We start from the raw sequence: 19,610 nt of genomic DNA on the forward strand, positions 1-19,610 counted from the left end.
AATCCGAATGCCCTGCCCGGCGAACCGGGATTAGTCGAGCTAGTCGATCGATAAACGGCGCAGCCTGAGAGAGTTGGCAATGACGCTTACCGAAGATAGCGCCATGGCGGCTGCGGCAATAATCGGCGACAGCAGCAGTCCGAAGCCGGGATAGAGCACGCCCGCCGCGATCGGCACGCCAGCGGCGTTGTAGATGAAGGCGAAGAACAGGTTCTGACGGATGTTGCGCATGGTCGCGTGGCTGAGCTTGCGCGCCCTCGCGATCCCCAGTAGGTCGCCCTTCAACAGCGTCACGCCGGCGCTTTCAATCGCGACGTCAGTCCCCGTGCCCATGGCGATGCCAACGTCGGCTGCGGCAAGCGCCGGGGCGTCATTGACGCCGTCTCCCGCCATGGCGACGACACGTCTTTCGCTTCGTAGCCGCTCGACTACCTTGCCTTTGTCCTCCGGCAGGATCTCCGCCTCCACCTCGTCTATGCCGAGCCTTCTCGCCACCGCTTGTGCCGTCGTCCTGTTGTCTCCGGTCAGCATGACCACGCGGATGTTTGCCTCCTTTAGCGAACGGAGCGCCGCCGGAGTTGTCGCCTTGACCGGATCGGCGATGGCGATGAGGCCCCCGAGATTGCCGTCGACAGCAACGTAGATCACGGTCGCCGCCTCGCCGCGCAGCGTCTCGGCGTCGGCCATCAGCGCCGACAGATCGATACCCGCCTCTCCCATGATGCGGTGGCTTCCGATGACCAGCTTTCGGCCATCGACAACTCCGGTGACGCCCTTGCCGACGGGACTGTCGAACTCGCTAGCCTCGCCGAGCGTGATATTTCGGTCCTTGGCTGCGGCGACGATGGCTGCAGCAAGCGGATGCTCGCTGGCGCGCTCGAGGGTGGCGGCCAGCCTGAGAAGCTCAGTCTGCTCAAAGTCGCCGACGGTCTTCAGCGCCGTGACCTTTGGCCGGCCCTCAGTCAGCGTGCCGGTCTTGTCTACCACTAGCGTGTCGATCTTCTCAAAGCGCTCCAATGCCTCGGCGTTCTTGATGAGCACGCCCATCCCCGCCCCACGCCCGACACCCACCATGATCGACATCGGGGTGGCCAGCCCCAGAGCACAAGGGCATGCGATGATCAGCACGGCGACGGCGGCGACGAGGCCATGGGCGAAGCGCGGCTCCGGCCCCCATATCCCCCATGCGACGAAGGCCGCGATGGCAATGAGGATTACGACCGGGACAAACCAGCCTGACACCTGGTCGGCGAGACGCTGGATCGGCGCGCGGGAGCGCTGAGCGTCCGCAACCATTCGTACGATCTGCGCCAGCATGGTGTCGCGCCCAACCTTGCCCGCCCGCATGACAAAGCCGCCGCTTTGATTGAGCGTACCGCCGATCAGCTTCGCTCCGACCTCCTTGGTGACCGGCATGGATTCGCCGGTGATCATGGATTCGTCGACTGAACTGCGTCCCTCGATCAGCTCGCCGTCGACCGGCACCTTCTCGCCGGGCCGGACCCGCAGGCGGTCGCCGACCGCGATGACCTCGAGTCCGACATCCTCGTCCGAGCCGTCCTCCCTCACTCGGCGGGCCGTCTTGGGCGCAAGATCGAGCAGCGCTCGGATGGCACCGCCGGTCTGCTCCCGCGCCCTGAGCTCCAGCACCTGCCCCAGCAGCACGAGGACGGCGATGACGGAGGCCGCCTCGAAATAGATTGCCACCGAACCATCGCCGGCACGGAAGGTGGCCGGAAAAACGCTGGGTGCGACCGTGGCGACAACGCTATAGATCCAGGCGACGCCTGTTCCCATCGCGATCAGCGTAAACATGTTGAGGCTGCGGTTGACGAGCGATGCCCAGGCTCTTTCAAAAAACGGCCATCCCGCCCAGAGCACGACGGGAGTCGCGAAAACGAGCTGGATCCAATTCGAAAGCTGCGGGCCGAGCAACATGTGCAGGTTGGTGAGATGGCCGCCCATCTCAAGAGCAAGCACCGGCAGGGTCAGCACGAGGCCGGTCCAGAACCGCCGCGTCATGTCGACGAGCTCGGCGCTCGGCCCGGACTCCATGGTCGCGACCTCCGGCTCCAGCGTCATGCCGCAGATCGGACATGTGCCGGGGCCGAGCTTCCTGATCTGCGGATGCATCGGGCAGGTATAGATCACGCCTTCCCGTGGCTCCGGCCTCACGCCCGCCCCTGCGATGGGCGCCTTCTCGCCGTGGAAAGGATGCCCACCGTGGGAGCGCGCTGGCCCTTCGTTCATGTGATGATCAGTCATGGACCGTTCCTCCCCGACGAGTTCCGGCGGCGTCCGTTCCCCGGTCGAATTTTGGAAGGAACCGGGGGACCGCCCTGGCATAGGCCTCCCACCTCGTCCCGAACTCAGCCCGAGAAGCCTCCTCCTCCCGCTTCGCCAGCCTCACATAGATCCAGACTAAAAGCGGGAACATTGCGAGCGTCACCAGCGTCGGCCACTGCAGCAGGAAGCCGAACATGATCAAGACGAAAGCATCGTATTGCGGGTGCCGGACGCGAGCATAGGGACCGGTGGTCGCGAGGCGATGCTCGCGCTGGGCGGCGTAGAGCACATGCCAGCTCGAGGCGAGCAGCCAGAAGCCGGCGATGATCAGCACGGTGCTTGCGAGATGGAACGGCCCGAAATGCGGGTTGACCCGCCAGCCGAACATCATTTCCAGCAGGTGACCAGCGTCATGCGACCAAAAGTCAACGCCGGGGAACTGCCGCCCTAGCCAACCGGTCAACAGGTATATGGTCAGCGGGAAACCGTACATCTCGGTGAAGAGCGCGACGATGAAGGCGGAGAAGGCGCCAAGGGAACGCCAATCCCGTTTTGTTTCGAGTTTGGTGAAGCTTGCTGCAAACACGATGAAAACAACGGAATTGATGATTACGAGGCTCCAGAGCCCGTATGCCGAGGTGTCAGACATCGCCCGTCTCCTTGTTCGGTCGTACCGTACCCGCCCGGTGACGGGGATGGTCATGCCCGGGATAGCCGCCATGGCCATGATGGCCGTGATGCATGAACAGGTGCATCAGCGGGCAAGCCAAGATCAGGAACCAGGGCAGGATGCCAAGAAGGTGCACGCGGTGCTCGTAGGCGATGAGCCCCAGAGCGATCGCGGCGAAGGCGATGAAGACAATCCGGCTATATGTGCTCCAGGCGGATGAGGAATGATTGTCGCTCATGATAGGTGTCTCGTTCGCAAGAGTTTCGGGAAGGCGCGCGGTCTGTGGACTGCGTCAGCCGATGCCGCCGTAGGTGACGTAGGCCATATGCCCGTTGCCATGTGGTAGACGACATGAGTTCCGGAAGGCTCAGGTCGAAAGGCGGGGAGGGCCAAGTGTTGGGGGGAGCGCTAGACCACGGCCGGTCTGATCACCCCGTACAAAATGCAGGAACGAACCGATGGCTGCGGGCGCTTCCGTGTCGTCAATGCTTGAGGTGAAGACGCAAACATCACATTGCGCGACGCAGCAAGCCACATGATTGGAGTTGTGAAATCCGCCTTGAGCAGCGTGAAGATCGCCTCTCAATGCGAGGGCATGCGCGACGCCGCTCTGGTCATGGGTCGGATGTTCGCGGCATTGCATCGCCTGCACGCCCGGCACCGGCGCAAAGACGACCGCAAGTACGACGACGAAGGTCAGCACTGCGATCGTCCCTGCTTTCTTGCGCCAGTCGGCGATCATAAGTTTGAATCCCCGTCTTTTTGTTCAGCCGAGACGCCGGCTGATGAAGTTGAAGATCGCGGCGATCAATGCTCCCGCATAGCCACCGAAGACGACGCTTTGAACCGTGCCCAGCAACAGGCTCGCAGGATCGAAACCTGTGACGCCCACGTAGAATTGCAGCCAGGGTTTATGGAGGCCCCATTCGGGAGCGACGAAGCCCAGGAGCATGCAAAGCAGGAACGAGATGGCCGCAAATACGGCCAGCGTCGCGCCAAGGACTGGAACCGAGACATGCGAGGGCGTCGCCGTCAACGCGTCGGAGCGAGTGTGGAATGTTGTGTTTGCCATTGTGGTTCTCCTTTGGAGCTGCTGATTGCTGCACGACCACAGGGCGATACTGCGCCTATCCTCCGCAAATTCCTTGATCCACATCAAAAAGCCCTAGCCGGTTGCCACGGGATGATGTCAACTCAGCCAGATCTGGAACCGATGCGGCCAGTCTCGATGCCTAACCGCCCACCCGTTTCAGATCGACAAGCGCCTTGATCGGCAGGTGGTCGGATGCGATGCGCGCCAGCGGCGTATCATGCGCTTCGACCTCCGTGATAATGCCCTTGCGGTTGGCGATGATGCGGTCGAGCGCGAGCAATGGCAGGCCGGAGGGAAAACTCGGGACCGCGGGCGGCAGCTCGCCGAAGGCGGATTGGAAGGTGTTGAGTGAGGAACGGTCGCCGAGCCGCCATTCGTTGAGGTCGCCGAGCAGGATGGTCGGCATTTCGTGCCGGTTCTTGATGAGCTCGACCAATGTGTGGGCTTGCTGTGCTCTGCTATGGCGCAACAGGCCGAAATGTGCGGCAATGATGCGCAGCACCCCGCCCTGCTCGAGCTCGATCTCGGCGACCAGCGCGCCGCGCGGTTCCAGACCCGGCAGCTTGACCTGGTGCACATCATGCACCAGCCCCTTCTTGAACAGCACGACATTGCCGTGCCAGCCATGCGCCTTCGCCATGCCGGCGACCGGCACAGGGATCAGCCCCGTCTCCCGTTCCAGCCGGCCCAGATCAAGAATGCCCGTGCGCTCGCCGAAACGCGTGTCAGCCTCCTGCAGCGCGATCACGTCTGCGCCAATTTCATGGATCACCCGGCTGGTACGCTCCGGATCGAAGCGGCGGTCGGTGCCGACGCACTTGTGTACATTATAGGAGGCGATCAACGTTCCGGCGCTACGCGGCCTTGCCTCCATATGCGCCGCGTCGAGCCGTTTCTTCCTGCTCTTGATCGAGTCGAGAATGCTGGCGGGGAGGCTGTCTTTCCTGGCGTGCATCGGCGGCGCACTTGTTTCGTTGATCAAAGAGGCTACTCACTCCGCAGTATAGGCGGACGCGCAGAACTTGCCATGTCGGAATGCAAAAAATCCGTCAGAGATAGGGCGATCCCAGCCACAACACCTTCTCAATCAGCCGCACCGGGAAGGGCCGCGCGCGTAAGCCGTCCAGCGTCACCAGCGTTGCCGATTTCAGGATTTCCTCGATACGCTCATCGATCTCGGCGGCAAAGCCCTCGTTCAGCACTTCGAGATCGACCTCGAAATTCAGCCTGAGCGAACGCGGATCGAGGTTGGAAGAGCCGACATAGGCCCAGGTGCCGTCGATCGTCAAAAGCTTCGAATGGCTGAAGCTGCCGGTCGAGCGCCAGATGCGGCAATAATTCTTGAGGATCTGATCGAATTGTGCCGTCATCGCCCGGTCGACCAGCATGAGATTGTTAACATCAGGCACGACGATATCGACTTCGACGCCGCGCCGCGCCGCGGTCACGAGAGCGCTGATCAGTTCGCGATCCGGCAGGAAATAGGGAGACATGATGCGGATCGATTGGCGCGCCACGGAAAAGGCGCCCATCAGCATCTTATGATTGGTTTCTACGCTGCGGTCGGGCCCCGACGCGACCACGCGCATCAGGATTGGGTCGCCGGGGCTGCGCTGCGGCGACTCGATGCGCCAAGCCTCGTCGTTCAACAGTTCGTCAGTGGTGAAGCGCCAGTCTTCGGCGGCAAGGTCGAAGAGGTCGGCAACGACCGGGCCGGTGACGCTGAAATGCGTATCATGGGCAAAGGTCTCGCCCGTCGCCTCCTCGCTAAAGCCCGCCCTGATATTCATCCCGCCTGTCAGCGCAATGCGTCCGTCGACGATCAGGATCTTTCGGTGGGTACGCAGATTGGCGTAGGGCAGCCGCAAACCCATGATGACATTGCCGTTGAAGACGGCGACGGTGACGCCGCCCTCCTTGAGGTAACCGAGAATGCTCGGCACCGAATAGCGCGCGCCGACGGCGTCGATCAGCACCCGGACCTTGACGCCGCGCTTCACCGCGGCAATCAGCGCATCGGCGATCCGAATTCCGATGACGTCGCGGTCGAAGATGTAGGTTTCGAGCAGAATGCTGCGCCTCGCTTCGTCGACGGCCGATTTCATTGCGGCATAGGCCTCGTCGCCGGTCTCCAGCATGTCGATGGTATTGCCTGATGTCAGCGGGTTGCGTGTCACGCGGTCGCCAAGCGTCTGCAGCGCCGCAAAACGGCGGCCGAACTGGCTGATCACCGTCTCGGCGTCGGCGTCGAACGTCTCCAGCTCGTCGATCCCGGGCGCAAGCAGCAGGGCGTCGCGGCGAATGCTCAGCGATTTGCGGCGGATACGATTGATGCCGGCAATTGCATAAAGCAGCGCACCGACAACAGGAGAGAGGATGATGACGCCGACCCAGCCGATCGCCGCGCGCACCTCCTCCTTGGTCATGGCGGCATGAATCGCCGCCGCGGCCCCCATGGCGATCGAAACGACAAAGAGGATATGCGGCCAGTAGGTCGACAGCAGATAGAACATCGCTCGCCAATATAGCCGCGAAACGGCGGCGTTCAATTGCGCCGCCACTCTCCCATGACGCGAAATTTTTCGCCGTGTCCGTTCTCCCAATCGTCGGTTCGACCGCGGGAACAATCCCGATTGAGATCGATTCCTTCACAGGAGATGAGGATCGCCATCAATGAGCATCGCCGCAAACCTCGGTCCCGCCCTGGCGCTGGAGGTCGCAGATGCCGAAAGCATCGCCGAACTCCGGCATCAGGCCGAAGGCTGCACCCGCTGCGACCTCTATCGGAATGCGACGCAGATCGTGTTCGGTGAAGGGTCGGAAACGGCCGAGATCGTGCTTGTCGGTGAGCAGCCGGGTGACCGGGAAGATATCAGCGGCAGGCCTTTCGTCGGCCCAGCCGGCCATCTTCTCGACGTCTGTCTCGAGGAGGCCGGTCTCGACCGTCAACGGTGCTACGTCACCAATGCCGTCAAGCACTTCAAGTTCACGCCGCGCGGCAGACGGCGCCTGCATGCAAAACCCAATGCCGGCGAGATCCGGCGTTGCTCCTGGTGGCTCGGGGCGGAGCTCAACATCCTGCAGCCGAAACTCGTCGTGGCGCTGGGCGCAAGCGCTCTTTATGCGCTGCTCGGGCCGAAGGCGAAATTGACACCCGAGCGCGGCCACATCCTGCAACCGGCAAACCATCCGCCGGTTCTGGTGACCATCCACCCCTCCTTTCTCCTGCGAATCCGCGATGAGGCCGAACAGCACCGGCAACGCCGCGCGTTCGTCTCAGATCTGCACAGGGCGGCGGTATTTCAGTCTCGGTGAGTGCCGATTCTCAACCTTGATATGCTGCAATGCGAAATATTTGCGGTTGCAGCTCGATTTCACTTGAAACCGCGCCCCTCCTCTGGAACCATCCAAGCAGTATCGCGTTCGAACGACGGCATAATGTGACTGGAGATCAGCGATGGCAGAAACTCGGGAAGAGTGGATCAAGAAACGTGCATACGCCCTTTGGGAAGAAGAGGGCTATCCGACAGGGCGAGATTCCATCCATTGGGAACAGGCACGGCACGAGCGCGAAGCGCTCGAAGGCTCTGCTGCCTCGTCCAACGGCAAACAAGCCAAACCCAAACCGAAGAGCGCCGCAACGGCCACGAAACGTGCAGCACCAGGCGCCAAGACGAACGGCGTCGTCACGCCGGCGCCTAAGCGGACGGCAAGCCGCAAGACGGCGCCCTGAAAATTGGAATACCGATCGCATCGATAGGAAAGGGCGTCGCGGTGACGCCCTTCGGCCGTTCTTTGTCATATGGCTGAATTAGTTGTGATTTATGGAAATTGCAGGCGGGTTTTCCGCGCGGGGGCGAATAAAGGCCGGGATGACGCTGCAAGCTCTGAGGCTTCCCAAAAAACTTATTCTTCGCCCACAGGCCGGGAACAAGACCATGCAAAAACGGTTTCTGGCGAAACGAGGGAAGCAGCCATGAACGACCGTATCGAAATGTTCTTCGTCACGCCTCTTCCGGCCTGCAATCGTGCCTCCAGCGCGGTCGTGTGAGCCATGGAAATATCGCTCCTGCTCATCGCCGCACTGCTTTATCTCGGTCTGGCACTTGGGTTCATCCTGGTGGTCGACAATCTCGTCGGGCTGGTTTTCCGCGATCCCCGTTCGCCGCTGCAACTGCCCTCCTTCGACATCGCGCGCGCCTTCGCGGCGTCGCAAAAACTCTACCGGAAATAACGGTTGTCAGCCCGGCTATCGGACAGAGCGCGAACCACGGGCTGATAACGATATTTCGCCCAACCCTTACCTGCCTTCGCTAGCGTCTATGTTGAGGATGGTGAGCCGGAGGCGGCGACCTTGGCCGAGTTCAGGCTGCAGTCGGCTTCATTGCAGGCGGCCAGCTGTGTGTCTCGGTTTTGCGCCGCGAAGCCCACGCATAGAGCGCGTCATAAATGACGAAGCCGTGCTTCAGCACCTCGTGATCGTCAGGCGTCACGTCCCGAAGCCCCATCGAGATTGCCAGCAGCCCTGCCGATTGCGGCGTGAGGTCGTGCCGGTCTGTGTCGGCGCCGCGGACGATGGCGGCGATGGTGACGATTGCCGGATCGCTGTCCAATCCGTGCTTGTCGACGAAGCTGTCGAAACTGCAACCCTCGCCCACATGCGTGTATTCGACGCCGGGCACATCGTAAGGCGTGGCTCCGGTCTCCTCTGCCACCTTGAGCACCTGTTCCGGCGGCACGAACAGGAATTCCGGGTCGTTGTCGATGAACCGCGCGATCAGCCAAGGGCAGGCGATACGGTCGATGACCGGACGTTCGCGGGTAACCCATTTCATCGTACTCACCTCCTTCAGCGGTTTTCAGCAGTTGTGTACGGGACGGTCGGGCCGCCGATCGCATGCCAGGCGGCAATTCCGCCGGCGAGCGCTCGTGCGTCCAGGCCGCGACGGCGGAGTTCGGCGACGGCATTGCCGCTGACCTGGAAGCCGTAGATGCAATAGACGACGATCGGCTTGTCCTGCGGCAGTTGGTCGGCCCAGCCTGCAATCGTCTCGGAAGGACGGGCGATGGCGTCCGGCAGCATATCGCTGCGCTTCGGCAGATCATCGGCGAGACAGACGTCGAGCACCACGAGGTCTTCCTTGCGTTGAAGTCGAGCGAGCAGGTCCTCCGGCGCGACGTCGTCCTGCCCCGCGGTTTCAATCTCAGAAATGTCGGCCAGCCGCTCGGTCAATCGCCGGAAACGAGCGCCGACACGCTCCCAATGGATGTTCTTCATGTAGGCATCGACATAGGCACCCGCCTTGGCGCCAAAATCGATATGATAGGCGTGCTCATACATGTCGAGCGCCAGGATCGGTACACTGCCGGCGAGGCAGTTGGTGTGGTCAGCTCCCCATTGGATCATGAGGCGCTGATGACGCTCCGACCACGCAAGAAGCGTCCAGCCGGAACCGCCCGCCTGCGCTTTGGCGCAGGCCGTGAAGCGGGCGCGCCAATTGGCAACACTGCCAAAATCGCGCTCCAGCGCTTCGGCGAGACCGCCCGCCGCATCCCCGGAACCACCAAGCCCGTCGAAATATATCTCGTGAAGGATTGCGGAGTTTGCCGCAATCAGCTCCTCCCGCTTCAGCCCATTGATGTCGAAGACCGGCGCCGCACTCCAGTCGAGCTCATCCAGCCGGCGCTCGATCGCATTCAGGCGTCGCACCGCGCCGCCGTAATTGTTCTCGTAGTGGCTGGCCAGCAGCCGCTCGGACAGCCCGTCGAGACGCGGCGGCTTGAAAGGTAGTGGCATGATCCGGTGCATGACGCGTCCTCGCTCGGGGTAATATGACCGCCCGCAACGCTACGCCTGAACTTCGAATGATACAAGTGTTGCTTTTTCAGTTTTCGATGATACGGTATGAACATGATCGACCGCACCTCACCGGCGGAGCAACGCTGGCTGCTTCTGATTCACCAACTTCCGAGCAAGCCGGCCTACTTCCGGGTGAAGATCTGGCGTCGTCTTCAGCGCATAGGGGCGGTCGCCGTCAAAAGTACAGTCTATGCGCTGCCGGCAAACGCCGAGACGCAGGAGGATTTCGAATGGCTTTTGAAGGAGATCCTCGAAGGCGGTGGCGAGGCGATGGTTTGCGAGGCGCGCCTGATCGACGGCCTCTCCGACGCTCAGGTGCACGCACTGTTCGATGCGGCCCGCGACGAGGACTACGAGGCAATCGCCAACGAGGCACGGACGCTCTCAGCGCGGTTGGAGGCGACTAGGACAGCAGAGGAAAAGGCCGAGCTACGCTCGCAGCTCGGCCGTCTGCGCAAGCGGCTCTCCGACGTCACGGCGATCGATTTCTTCGGAGCGACCAGCCGCCTCTCGGCGGAAAGCTTGATCGTGGAACTTGAGAGCAGACTTGCAGAGGATATGGAGATGGTCAAAGAGGTTCCGAAAATGAGGCCGCTGACCGCGGCCGATCTGAAGGAACGCGTATGGATTACTCGTAAGGGTGTGCACGTCGATCGAATTGCCTGCAGTTGGCTGATCCGCCGTTTCATCGATCCCGATGCGGTCATTCGCTTCGTGCCGGGCAAGGGCTATATCCCGAATGCCGGCGAAATTCGCTTCGACATGTTCGAGGGCGAGATCACCCATGAAGGCGATCGCTGCAGTTTCGAGGTCCTCCTCGCCAGGGCTGGGATTACGGATCCGGCACTCCAGGCGATCGCCGAGATCGTTCACGACATCGATCTGAAGGATGCGAAGTTCGGACGCGAGGAGACGACCGGCATCGCCAGCTTGATTGCCGGGATCTGCGCAGCCCAGCCGCAGGACGAGCAACGGATCGTCCACGGCGGGCCGGTCTTCGACAACCTCCACCAATATTTCCGCGCAAAGCGTGGCTGACACACGGAAAGCAACCATGAATAAGATCGAGAGCGTCGACCCCACCCCCGTTCACCGCGTTGATGGGCCCTCGCATGGGATTTCATTTGGCGAAGCAGTTCGCGTCTGGGCGCGCGTGGCCGCCCTGAGCTTCGGCGGTCCCGCCGGACAGATTGCGATGATGCATCGCATCATCGTCGAGGAGAAGCGCTGGATCGGCGAAACGCGATTCCTGCACGCGCTGAACTATTGCACGTTGTTGCCCGGGCCGGAGGCACAGCAGCTTGCAATCTATATCGGCTGGCTGCTGCACAAGACCAAAGGCGGCCTGGTGGCGGGGACCTTGTTCGTGCTACCCGGCGTCGTGGCCATTATGGCGCTGAGCTGGATCTATGCCATTTTCGGCAATGTTGGGGCCGTCCAGGCGCTGTTCTTCGGATTGAAGGCCGCGGTGCTGGCGATCGTGCTCGAGGCCGTCCTGCGTATTGGCAAGCGGGCCCTCAGGAACAATGTGATGATCGGTCTCGCCGTTGCCGCGTTCCTTGCTCTCTTCCTGTTTCACGCCCCCTTCCCGCTTGTGGTCCTGGTTGCGGGCGTCGTGGGCTATATCGGTGGCCAGGCCGGCTGGAAAGCGTTCCAGGCGGGCAATGGCCACGGTAAGGTCGGGAGCAAACAGGTGGCCGACGCCGATAGTCTTCTCGGCGAAGACACCCCCGCCCACGCCCGCCCGCCAGCCAGCTGGTCTCTCAAGGTGGCCGCGGTCGGGTTGCTGCTCTGGGGCGGGCCTGTCTTTGCCCTGCTGCTTTTTCTCGGACAGGGCAACGTCTTCACCGATATCTCGATCTTCTTCTCGAAAATGGCGATGGTCACGTTCGGCGGCGCCTATGCCGTCCTGTCCTACGTCGCCCAACAGGCGGTGGAACAATACCACTGGCTGAAGCCCGGTGAGATGCTCGACGGCCTCGGCATGGCCGAGACCACGCCCGGCCCGCTGATCATGGTGACGCAGTTCGTCGGTTTCATGGGCGCCTATCGCGCGCCGGGTTTCCTCGATCCGTTGCTGGCCGGCACGCTGGGCGGCCTGTTGACCACCTGGGTGACCTTCGTCCCCTGCTTTCTCTGGATCTTCCTAGGCGCGCCGTTCATGGAGACGATGCGCAACAACAAGGCGCTCTCCGCAGCGCTGGCGGCAATCACCGCGGCCGTCGTCGGGGTCATTTTGAACCTTGCGGTATGGTTCGCGCTGCATGTGCTGTTCGGCGAACTCCAGGCAGCGCGTGGCTTAGGGATGGCCGTCGATCTCCCGGTGCTGAGTTCCGTCAACGTCCCGTCACTGATCCTGACAGTTGGCGCCGTCATCGCCGTGTTCCGCTTCAAGGTCGGTATGCTGACCGTGCTCGCAGCCTGCGCGATCCTCGGGCTTCTCTACGGTCTGTTCGTCGGGTGGGTGTAAAGCGCGAACTAGAGCCTTTACGGGTTAGATTGAAGCATTCTGCCGGAGCAGGTTTTCGTCAGGGCAAGGGCGATTGGCGAAGGGCATACCCCAAGGTACGTCCGAGCCGATCGCCTTTGATCCCGGCGGAAACATGCCCGGCCCTCCGGGTTGGCTGAAACGGGCCGGCTGATCGACCATCCGACTCCGTTTGAGCCAACAGAATGCTTCAAGCTAACCCGGAAAGGCTCTAATTGAAGCAGGTGAGGAATGCGCAGCACTCGGCCGATCACATGGCTCTTCGCAGCCCGCTCTTTGCGCGACTTCGGCGACGGGTTCGTCGCCATCCTGTTGCCGGTGTATCTGCTGGCTCTCGGATTCTCACCCTTAGAGGTCGGCCTCATCGCCACGGCATCGCTTTTTGGCTCTGCGCTCCTGACCATCGTCATTGGATTTCTTGGCGCGCGTCATGATCTCCGCCACCTGCTTCTGGCGGCCGCTGGCCTGATGGTCGCCACCGGTATCGCCGTGCCGATGATCAACGATTATGGGTTGCTGCTGGTGGTCGCGTTTGCCGGCACGATCAATCCTTCGGCCGGCAGCGTGAGCATCTTCGTGCCCCTTGAGCATGCAGTCCTTGCCCGCGAAGCGACCAGCGCGGATCGGACGAGGATGTTCGCCCGTTACAGCCTCGTCGGGGCGCTCGCAAGTGCCGGCGGCGCACTCGCCGCGGCGCTGCCTGACGCAATGACTCGGTTAGGGATTGCGCAACTGACTTCGATCAAGCTGATGTTCATTGCCTATGCGCTGGTCGGCATTCTCGGTGGCCTTTTCTATGCTCGCATTCCGCCTCGCCCGGTGAAACACGACGCCGATAATCCGGCGGCACTCGGACCTTCACGCGCCATCGTCCTGAAGCTTGCAGCCCTCTTCAGTCTCGATGCTTTCGCGGGAGGTTTCGTGGTGCAGTCCCTGCTCGCGCTGTGGCTGTTCGAACGATTCGATCTCTCGCTCTCCGAGGCCGGACTGTTTTTCTTTTGGACCGGAGTGCTGTCGGCGTTCTCGTTTCCTGTCGCCGCCTGGCTGTCGAAGCGGGTTGGACTCGTCAACACCATGGTGTTCACCCACATTCCGTCCAGCATTGCCCTTGGCCTCGCCGCATTCGCACCCACCTTGCCCCTCACCATCACATTGCTGCTCATTCGAGCGGCGCTCTCGCAGATGGATGTGCCGACCCGCTCTTCCTACGTGATGGCTGTTGTCACCGAGGCGGAGCGGGCCGCGGCCGCAAGCTTCACGTCGGTGCCCCGAAGTTTGGCCGCGGCGGCCAGCCCTGCCCTCGCAGGCGCTCTCTTCGCTGCATCCTATCGGGCTTGGCCGCTCCTTATCTGCGCCTCACTGAAAATTACCTATGACCTGCTGCTGCTATGGCAGTTCCGGCACCTCAAACCGCCTGAGGAAGGTTAGCCGTCCGCGCTGCCGCGGCTGGCGGGCGTCGAGATTGACGGGCCTTCCCTTTCGGATGCAAGAGCCGGAAGGGCATCATCACCGACTTGTCCCGGAGGCGGTCGTCGGCGTAAAGTCAGCCACCTTCCCCTCGGAAGGCTCGAGACATGAACACAATGACCGAACCGCAGACCCACGACACCCATCCGGAGATCGTCAAGCGCCTGACGCGGGCCGAGGTCACCCGGAGAGCGTCATCGATGAATGAGAGAGGCAAGCCGTGCCTCGAGATCGCGCAGCAACTGCCTGCCGTCGAGAAGGCAATCGTCAACACCAAGCGAACACTGATCCAGGACCATCTCGACCATTGCCTCGAGAAGACCCTCGGGGCGCTTCCGCGCGACACGCGGCAGTCGATCGACGGGTTCAAGACGATCACTAAGTATCTCTGACGGCATGGCCGACCTTTTGGCCTATTTGGGATTGTTCGCGACGGCTTTTGGAGCTGCGACTATCCTTCCAATGCAGTCGGAAGCTGTCCTTGTCGGCCTCCTCCTGTCCGAGAAGTTCTCCGCCTTCTGGCTCGTTGTTGTTGCCAGTATCGGCAACGTCCTGGGGGCGCTGGCGAACTGGCTGCTCGGTCGCGGCATCGAACGCTTCCGGGAGAAACGCTGGTTTCCCGTCGGTCCGGTGGCACTTGACCGGGCGCAGCTATGGTATCGCCGCTTCGGAAAGTGGTCGCTGCTCGGAAGCTGGCTGCCGATCGTCGGCGACCCGATCACTGTTGTGGCTGGTCTCCTGCGAGAGCCGCTGTCAACATTTCTGCTGCTGGTGACCGTCGCCAAGGTCGGACGCTATCTCGCGCTCGCAGCCGCCACCACCGGGCTAGCCTGATGTTCCAGCAGATCGTCGACATCCAGCGGGAAATCTATCTGACCTTCGCAGGCCATATAAAGGACTACGCCGCTGGCGGCGGGTGGCAGTCGTTCCTGGCATTCCTGCCGATGGGAATTGTCTTCGGAGCCGTCCATGCGATGACGCCCGGCCACAGCAAGTCCGTGCTTGCCACCTATCTCGCTGGATCCTCGACCCAGGCGCATAAGGCTCTTCTGGTGTCGCTCGCGCTTTCCTTCACCCACGTCACGATGGCGGTCGTGATCGCGCTGTTCGCCCTTCCCTTGGTCTCTCACTCCTTCGTCGACGCTGGATCGTCTAGGGCGCTCGAAGTCGTCAGCCGCGGACTGCTGGGCATCATCGGCGTCTGGATGGTGCTGACCGCCGTCATCAGGCACAGTCACGCGCATGCTGAGGGCGAAGGCCTGCTGATGGGATTTGCCGCCGGCCTGGTACCGTGCCCGCTCACCCTGTTCGTGATGACGTTCGCGATGATCCACCAGGTCGTCGTTACGGGCCTGCTGTTTGCCGCCACCATGATGATGGGCGTCGCTCTGACCTTGTCCGCGGTCGCTCTCCTCACCGTGGTCTTCCGCGACCGCATCTCCTATTTGATGAGAAAGCATCCGCAATTGCTGGCCTTCGTCTCGCGGGCGACGGGCGGTCTGGCTGGCCTTGTGCTTGTGGCGATCGCGGCGGTCGAGATAGCGAACTGGGGGGCAGTGCAATGAGGATAAGAGCGATGCGAGGACTTCCTATTTTGCTTGGCTTCGCGGCAATCGTGTTCGCGCCTCTCGGCGGCGCCCTTGCGGACGACGGTCGGTCTTCGTTCGACCGCTTCGCCGACCGCTGCCTTGACCGCGGGCCGCAGTATGATCGCGCCGTCGCTCTCGCCCGTCGAAACAACTGGCCGGCGCTTGCTGCCGACTTGGTACTGAGCATCCTTCCTCTTTCGGAACCCGTGGCATTCGAGGGCTGGAGCATCGGGGCGGGCAGCGAGGCGCCCTTCGAGGCCCTGGTAGTCGGGAGGGGAATGATCGGCGATAAGCTAGTCGAGAGTTGCACGACGGCTTTCGCGGGGGCCGATGCCGCAAGCTTCGAGCGCAGCCTTGTTTCGACAAGGGCGGCAAATCCATCCGGCGAGCAGAACGGCGAAGGACGTGTCCGCAAGTTCTTCACGATCGAGCGCGATGGGTTTAAGGAGGCGGTGACGCTCGACCTTCCCATCTACCCTAACGGCAGCGACGAGGTGCTCGCGAGCGTCGTCGCAGAGCAGCAGATCGAGAACTGAACTTTTCCGGGCTTGACAGAGCGGTCGTGCTTTAAGGACAAGGGGCTGCGTTTCTGGCCGAAAGTGGCTCTGGGCGCTTGGACGCGATCTATTCAGCATGCGACATCGGCCGCGCCTTCGCAGCGTCGCAAAAAGGAAGCCGGTGCCCACGTTAGGCTAGAACGTGTGGGCGACAACGATATTACGGCCGAACCCTTTCCCTGCCATCGCAAGCCTCTATGTTGACGTTGGACGAACTGAACCCCTACGGCGGCGGCGCCATCTATTCGGAGGCGCAAAGGATGCTGTAGAACATTGATTTGCTGCCGCTCATACCGCGCGGCGGGCGACAGGGAAGCGGTTTCGAATGAGAAGCGTCGGCAACGGCTGGCCAAGAGGCGGCGGCGAAATCGGCGAATTGTTGCGGCATCCGGCCTTTGACGCCGTCGGTCTCGGACCGGTCGAAAGCTGGCCAGCTTCTCTCAAGCCTATCGCCGAGATGGTATTGAACTCGCGCCAGCCGAAATTCGTTGCCTGGGGTCCGGATCTCGCCTTTCTCTACAATGATGCCTACGTGCCTGTTTTCCCTGACCGGCATCCTGCCGCATTGGGAAGACCCTTCCGCGAGGTTTGGGCGGATATCTGGGAGCAATTCTCGCCGATCGTGGCCAGCACGCTCCAAGGCAGGCCGCAGCTCTTCAAAGAGCTGCTCATCCCGATGCGTCGCGACGGCCGCACCGAGGATACCTGGTTCACCTTCTCGTATACGCCGCTGCGCGACGATGACGGCACCATCGCCGGCATACTCTGCGCAACCCTCGACGTCACCGACCAGGTGGCGGCCAAACGGGGCGAGAAGCTGGCGCTGGAAGAACTGCGCGCCAAATCGGATGCGCTTGCAGTCGTGAACCGGGCCGGCGCCGCTATCACTGTCGAGCCTGATGTCGAACGTCTGACCCAGATTGTCGTCGATGCCGGCGTGACGCTGACAGGCGCCGAATTCGGCGCTTTCTTCTACAATGTCGATGATGGCGAGGGCGGCAGCTATATGCTTTACGCGCTCTCCGGCGTCGACCGTAAAAACTTCGAGAAATTCCCGATGCCACGAAATACCAAAGTTTTTGAGCCGACCTTCAGCGGCCAAGGCATCGTGCGCTCCGACGATATCCTGCTCGACCCGCGCTACGGCCAGAATCCCCCGCATTCCGGCATGCCGAACGGGCATCTGCCGGTCAGGAGCTACCTTGCCGTGCCGGTGAAATCGCGCGACGGCAGCGTCATCGGCGGCTTGTTCTTCGGCCATTGCCAGCCCGGCCGGTTTTCCCAGGCAGCGGAGGCAAGCCTCGTGAGCCTCGCCGGCCAATCGGCTGTCGCGATCGACAATATCCGGCTCTTCCGTGCCGCCAAAATCGAAATCGACCAGCGCCGTCACATGGAAGATCAGCTGCGCAAACTCAACGAAATGCTTGAGGTCCGGGTCGCGGCCGAGATTGCCGACCGCCAGCAGGCCGAAGCGGCGCTCCAGCAGTCGCAGAAGATGGAATCGATCGGCAAGCTCACGGGCGGCGTTGCTCATGACTTCAACAATTTGCTGCAGGTGATCTCCGGCAATCTGCAGCTTCTCGGTAAAGACGTGGCGGAGAACAGCCGGGCCAAGGAGCGCATTTCGAATGCACTGGCCGCCGTCGAACGCGGCTCGCGGCTGGCAAGCCAGCTGCTTGCATTCGGCCGCCGCCAGCCGCTGGAACCGAAGGTCGTCAACATCGGCCGCCTTGTCACAGGCATGGATGATATGCTGCGTCGCGCGCTCGGCGAGGAAATTGAAGTCGAGACGATCGTTTCCGGCGGCCTCTGGAACACCTTCGCCGATCCAGCCCAGATCGAGAACGCCCTGCTCAACCTCGCGATCAACTCGCGCGACGCAATGGATGGCGTCGGCAAGCTGACGATCGAGGTCGGCAACGCCTTCCTCGATGATTCCTACAGCCGCACCCATCCCGAGGTGAAGGCCGGCCAATATGTCGTGCTCGCCGTCACCGATACAGGTTCCGGCATGACGCAGGAGGTGATGGAGCAGGCTTTCGAGCCATTCTTCTCCACGAAACCGGAAGGCAAAGGCACCGGTCTCGGCCTGTCTATGGTTTACGGCTTCGTCAAGCAGTCCGGCGGTCACGTGAAGATCTATAGCGAGATCGGCGAAGGTACGACCGTCAAACTCTACCTCGCCCGCTCGTTCCGCAGCGAGGATCGCGCCACGGCGGCCGACGCCGCGCCGGCAACCGGTGGGACTGAAACCATCCTTGTCGCCGAGGACGACGAGGGCGTTCGCGCCACGGTCATCGAGATGCTCTCGGATCTCGGCTATTACGTACTGAAGGCGAAGGATGCGCAAAGCGCCCTCACCGTCATCGAGAGCGGCGCGCATATCGACCTACTCTTTACCGACGTCGTCATGCCCGGACCCTTGCGAAGCCCGGAGCTTGCTCGCATGGCACGACAGCGCCTGCCCGACATCGCCGTGCTCTACACCTCGGGTTATACGGAAAACTCGATCGTCCATGGCGGCAGGCTCGATCCGGGCCTGGAGCTGCTCTCCAAGCCCTATACGCGCGAGGAACTCGCCCGCAAGATCCGCCAGGTGCTGGCCAACCGGCCGCAACGCGACCAGGCGGACGCCAATGTACCGGTGTGGAATGCAACGCATTCTAATCCGAAGCTATCAGGAACAGGCAGAAAGCTGAAGCTGCTGCTCGTGGAAGATGACGCCTTCATTCGCATGGATACAGCAGAGATCCTGCAGGATCTGGGTTATGACGTTATCGAGGCCGATAGCGGCGAACTCGGCGTGGACATCCTCGGTCACACGATCGTCGACGTCATCGTCGTGGATGTCGGCCTGCCCGGCATGTCAGGGTCGGCCTTTGCCGCCAGGGCTCGGGAGGCTTTCCCATCCATCGGTCTCGTCTTCGCCACCAGCGATAGCGACCTGCCCGACGCCGATCGCTTCTCCGGCTCAGTGCTGCTGACGAAACCATATAATAGCGCTGCGCTCGACAGAGCGGTCAAGACCGCCATCCAGCAGCAGTTTCCGTGAAAAGCTGAACCGCTCTAAACCGCGGCGTCAAACTCGGGATATTTGCGCATCAGGTCGCCCTCGCTGGTGCAGCTGTCGTCGCGCGCCGTCAATTCAATCGAGATCGCGTCGGAGGTATCGAGACGACCGCCGTGATGATCGACATCATCGTGATGACTGCCGCCATCGTGATAGACGGGAATGCGGGCGCCGCTCTGGCTGACAAGCACCGCATCCCTCTTGAAGCCCCTCTGCAGCAGCCAGTCGCGAGGCGCCATTAGGCGGATATCGACCTCGTAGGAGTGTCCCCTCCCTTCCTTGAAGCTGACGGTATAGGTGACCGGCGATACCTGGCCGTTCACGTCGATCGCGCCGTTTCCATCGGCTTTGACGATGTGTTTTTCCATGTCCTCGGCTCCTTGCTGTATACAGCTTATGCAGACTTTTGCAGCGAAAACCTGACAAAACGGGCTTTTGTTCCGAAATCCGGGACAATGATCCTCAGGGAACTTTTGGACTTCGCACCGGTTGGATTCTTTTACAAACCGCGTTCGATCGCTTTGCAAATG

Annotated in this window: 21 protein-coding genes; 11 read left to right on the forward strand and 10 right to left on the reverse strand. The window is 61.8% G+C overall.

All coding sequences use genetic code 11. The annotated features are described in order from the left end of the window. Positions 1 to 39: 39 nt before the first annotated feature. The 7 genes from FFR93_RS29175 to FFR93_RS29205 all read right to left on the reverse strand — a co-directional run bounded on the left by FFR93_RS29175 (position 40) and on the right by FFR93_RS29205 (position 6,562). The gene (locus FFR93_RS29175; RefSeq protein WP_138395705.1) at positions 40 to 2,265 is read right to left on the reverse strand and encodes a copper-translocating P-type ATPase; all 2,226 of its coding nucleotides are present in this window, start codon (positions 2,263 to 2,265) and stop codon (positions 40 to 42) included. After that, positions 2,258 to 2,935: an isoprenylcysteine carboxylmethyltransferase family protein gene (locus FFR93_RS29180; RefSeq protein ID WP_138395706.1), complete on the reverse strand. Its 678-nt coding sequence runs from the start codon at positions 2,933 to 2,935 to the stop codon at positions 2,258 to 2,260. Before FFR93_RS29180 ends, FFR93_RS29175 begins: the two co-directional genes overlap by 8 nt. Then, a complete protein-coding gene (locus tag FFR93_RS29185; protein ID WP_138395707.1) occupies positions 2,928 to 3,194 on the reverse strand; it encodes a DUF2933 domain-containing protein in 267 nt (88 codons plus the stop codon). Before FFR93_RS29185 ends, FFR93_RS29180 begins: the two co-directional genes overlap by 8 nt. 129 nt (positions 3,195 to 3,323) lie before the next feature. Beyond that, positions 3,324 to 3,698, reverse strand: coding sequence for a hypothetical protein (locus tag FFR93_RS29190; protein WP_138395708.1), 375 nt, complete (start codon positions 3,696 to 3,698; stop codon positions 3,324 to 3,326). Positions 3,699 to 3,722: 24 nt separating this feature from the next. Beyond that, positions 3,723 to 4,028, reverse strand: coding sequence for a DUF5676 family membrane protein (locus FFR93_RS29195; protein ID WP_138395709.1), 306 nt, complete (start codon positions 4,026 to 4,028; stop codon positions 3,723 to 3,725). 160 nt (positions 4,029 to 4,188) lie between these two features. Continuing rightward, positions 4,189 to 5,004 (reverse strand): endonuclease/exonuclease/phosphatase family protein, encoded by an 816-nt coding sequence (locus FFR93_RS29200; RefSeq protein ID WP_138395762.1) that lies wholly within the window; start codon positions 5,002 to 5,004, stop codon positions 4,189 to 4,191. A gap of 94 nt (positions 5,005 to 5,098) precedes the next feature. Then, the gene (locus FFR93_RS29205) at positions 5,099 to 6,562 is read right to left on the reverse strand and encodes a phosphatidylserine/phosphatidylglycerophosphate/cardiolipin synthase family protein (RefSeq protein ID WP_064707471.1); all 1,464 of its coding nucleotides are present in this window, start codon (positions 6,560 to 6,562) and stop codon (positions 5,099 to 5,101) included. A 160-nt stretch (positions 6,563 to 6,722) separates the two neighbouring features. Here FFR93_RS29205 and FFR93_RS29210 point away from each other — a divergent pair, with 160 nt between their 5' ends. From FFR93_RS29210 to FFR93_RS29220, 3 genes are all read left to right on the forward strand, one after another. After that, positions 6,723 to 7,364, forward strand: coding sequence for a UdgX family uracil-DNA binding protein (locus FFR93_RS29210; RefSeq protein ID WP_138395710.1), 642 nt, complete (start codon positions 6,723 to 6,725; stop codon positions 7,362 to 7,364). Positions 7,365 to 7,506: 142 nt separating this feature from the next. Beyond that, a complete protein-coding gene (locus tag FFR93_RS29215) occupies positions 7,507 to 7,782 on the forward strand; it encodes a DUF2934 domain-containing protein (RefSeq protein WP_064707215.1) in 276 nt (91 codons plus the stop codon). A 321-nt stretch (positions 7,783 to 8,103) separates the two neighbouring features. Next, positions 8,104 to 8,283 (forward strand): hypothetical protein, encoded by a 180-nt coding sequence (locus FFR93_RS29220; protein WP_064713367.1) that lies wholly within the window; start codon positions 8,104 to 8,106, stop codon positions 8,281 to 8,283. Positions 8,284 to 8,413: 130 nt separating this feature from the next. Here the strand turns inward: FFR93_RS29220 and FFR93_RS29225 are convergent, their stop codons facing one another. Next, complete coding sequence (locus FFR93_RS29225; RefSeq protein ID WP_138395711.1) at positions 8,414 to 8,884, reverse strand: chromate resistance protein ChrB domain-containing protein; 471 nt, start codon at positions 8,882 to 8,884, stop codon at positions 8,414 to 8,416. 14 nt (positions 8,885 to 8,898) lie between these two features. Beyond that, entirely contained in the window at positions 8,899 to 9,858 is a 960-nt protein-coding gene (locus FFR93_RS41985; RefSeq protein WP_138395712.1) for a Fe-Mn family superoxide dismutase, read from the reverse strand. 96 nt (positions 9,859 to 9,954) lie between these two features. Between FFR93_RS41985 and FFR93_RS29235 the strand changes: the two genes are divergently transcribed. From FFR93_RS29235 to FFR93_RS29270, 8 genes are all read left to right on the forward strand, one after another. Then, complete coding sequence (locus FFR93_RS29235) at positions 9,955 to 10,947, forward strand: chromate resistance protein ChrB domain-containing protein (RefSeq protein WP_246661371.1); 993 nt, start codon at positions 9,955 to 9,957, stop codon at positions 10,945 to 10,947. A gap of 16 nt (positions 10,948 to 10,963) precedes the next feature. Then, complete coding sequence (gene chrA, locus FFR93_RS29240) at positions 10,964 to 12,379, forward strand: chromate efflux transporter (protein WP_138395713.1); 1,416 nt, start codon at positions 10,964 to 10,966, stop codon at positions 12,377 to 12,379. Positions 12,380 to 12,628: 249 nt separating this feature from the next. Further along, positions 12,629 to 13,825, forward strand: a complete 1,197-nt coding sequence (locus FFR93_RS29245) for an MFS transporter (RefSeq protein WP_138395714.1) — start codon at positions 12,629 to 12,631, stop codon at positions 13,823 to 13,825. 155 nt (positions 13,826 to 13,980) lie between these two features. Next, complete coding sequence (locus FFR93_RS29250) at positions 13,981 to 14,256, forward strand: metal-sensing transcriptional repressor (RefSeq protein ID WP_171049276.1); 276 nt, start codon at positions 13,981 to 13,983, stop codon at positions 14,254 to 14,256. A gap of 4 nt (positions 14,257 to 14,260) precedes the next feature. Further along, a complete protein-coding gene (locus FFR93_RS29255) occupies positions 14,261 to 14,698 on the forward strand; it encodes a YqaA family protein (RefSeq protein ID WP_064713364.1) in 438 nt (145 codons plus the stop codon). Continuing rightward, a complete protein-coding gene (locus tag FFR93_RS29260) occupies positions 14,698 to 15,429 on the forward strand; it encodes an ABC transporter permease (protein WP_138395716.1) in 732 nt (243 codons plus the stop codon). The genes FFR93_RS29255 and FFR93_RS29260 overlap by 1 nt, the downstream gene beginning before the upstream one ends. 11 nt (positions 15,430 to 15,440) lie before the next feature. Further along, positions 15,441 to 15,989, forward strand: coding sequence for a hypothetical protein (locus FFR93_RS29265; RefSeq protein WP_138395717.1), 549 nt, complete (start codon positions 15,441 to 15,443; stop codon positions 15,987 to 15,989). 346 nt (positions 15,990 to 16,335) lie between these two features. After that, positions 16,336 to 19,062, forward strand: a complete 2,727-nt coding sequence (locus tag FFR93_RS29270; RefSeq protein WP_138395718.1) for a response regulator — start codon at positions 16,336 to 16,338, stop codon at positions 19,060 to 19,062. 14 nt (positions 19,063 to 19,076) lie between these two features. Here the strand turns inward: FFR93_RS29270 and FFR93_RS29275 are convergent, their stop codons facing one another. Next, positions 19,077 to 19,448 (reverse strand): hypothetical protein, encoded by a 372-nt coding sequence (locus FFR93_RS29275; protein ID WP_138395719.1) that lies wholly within the window; start codon positions 19,446 to 19,448, stop codon positions 19,077 to 19,079. Between the last annotated feature and the right edge of the window lie 162 nt (positions 19,449 to 19,610).

It is taken from the genome of Rhizobium sp. MHM7A (assembly GCF_005862215.1).
In the GTDB taxonomy this organism is placed as follows: Bacteria; Pseudomonadota; Alphaproteobacteria; order Rhizobiales; family Rhizobiaceae; genus Rhizobium; species Rhizobium bangladeshense.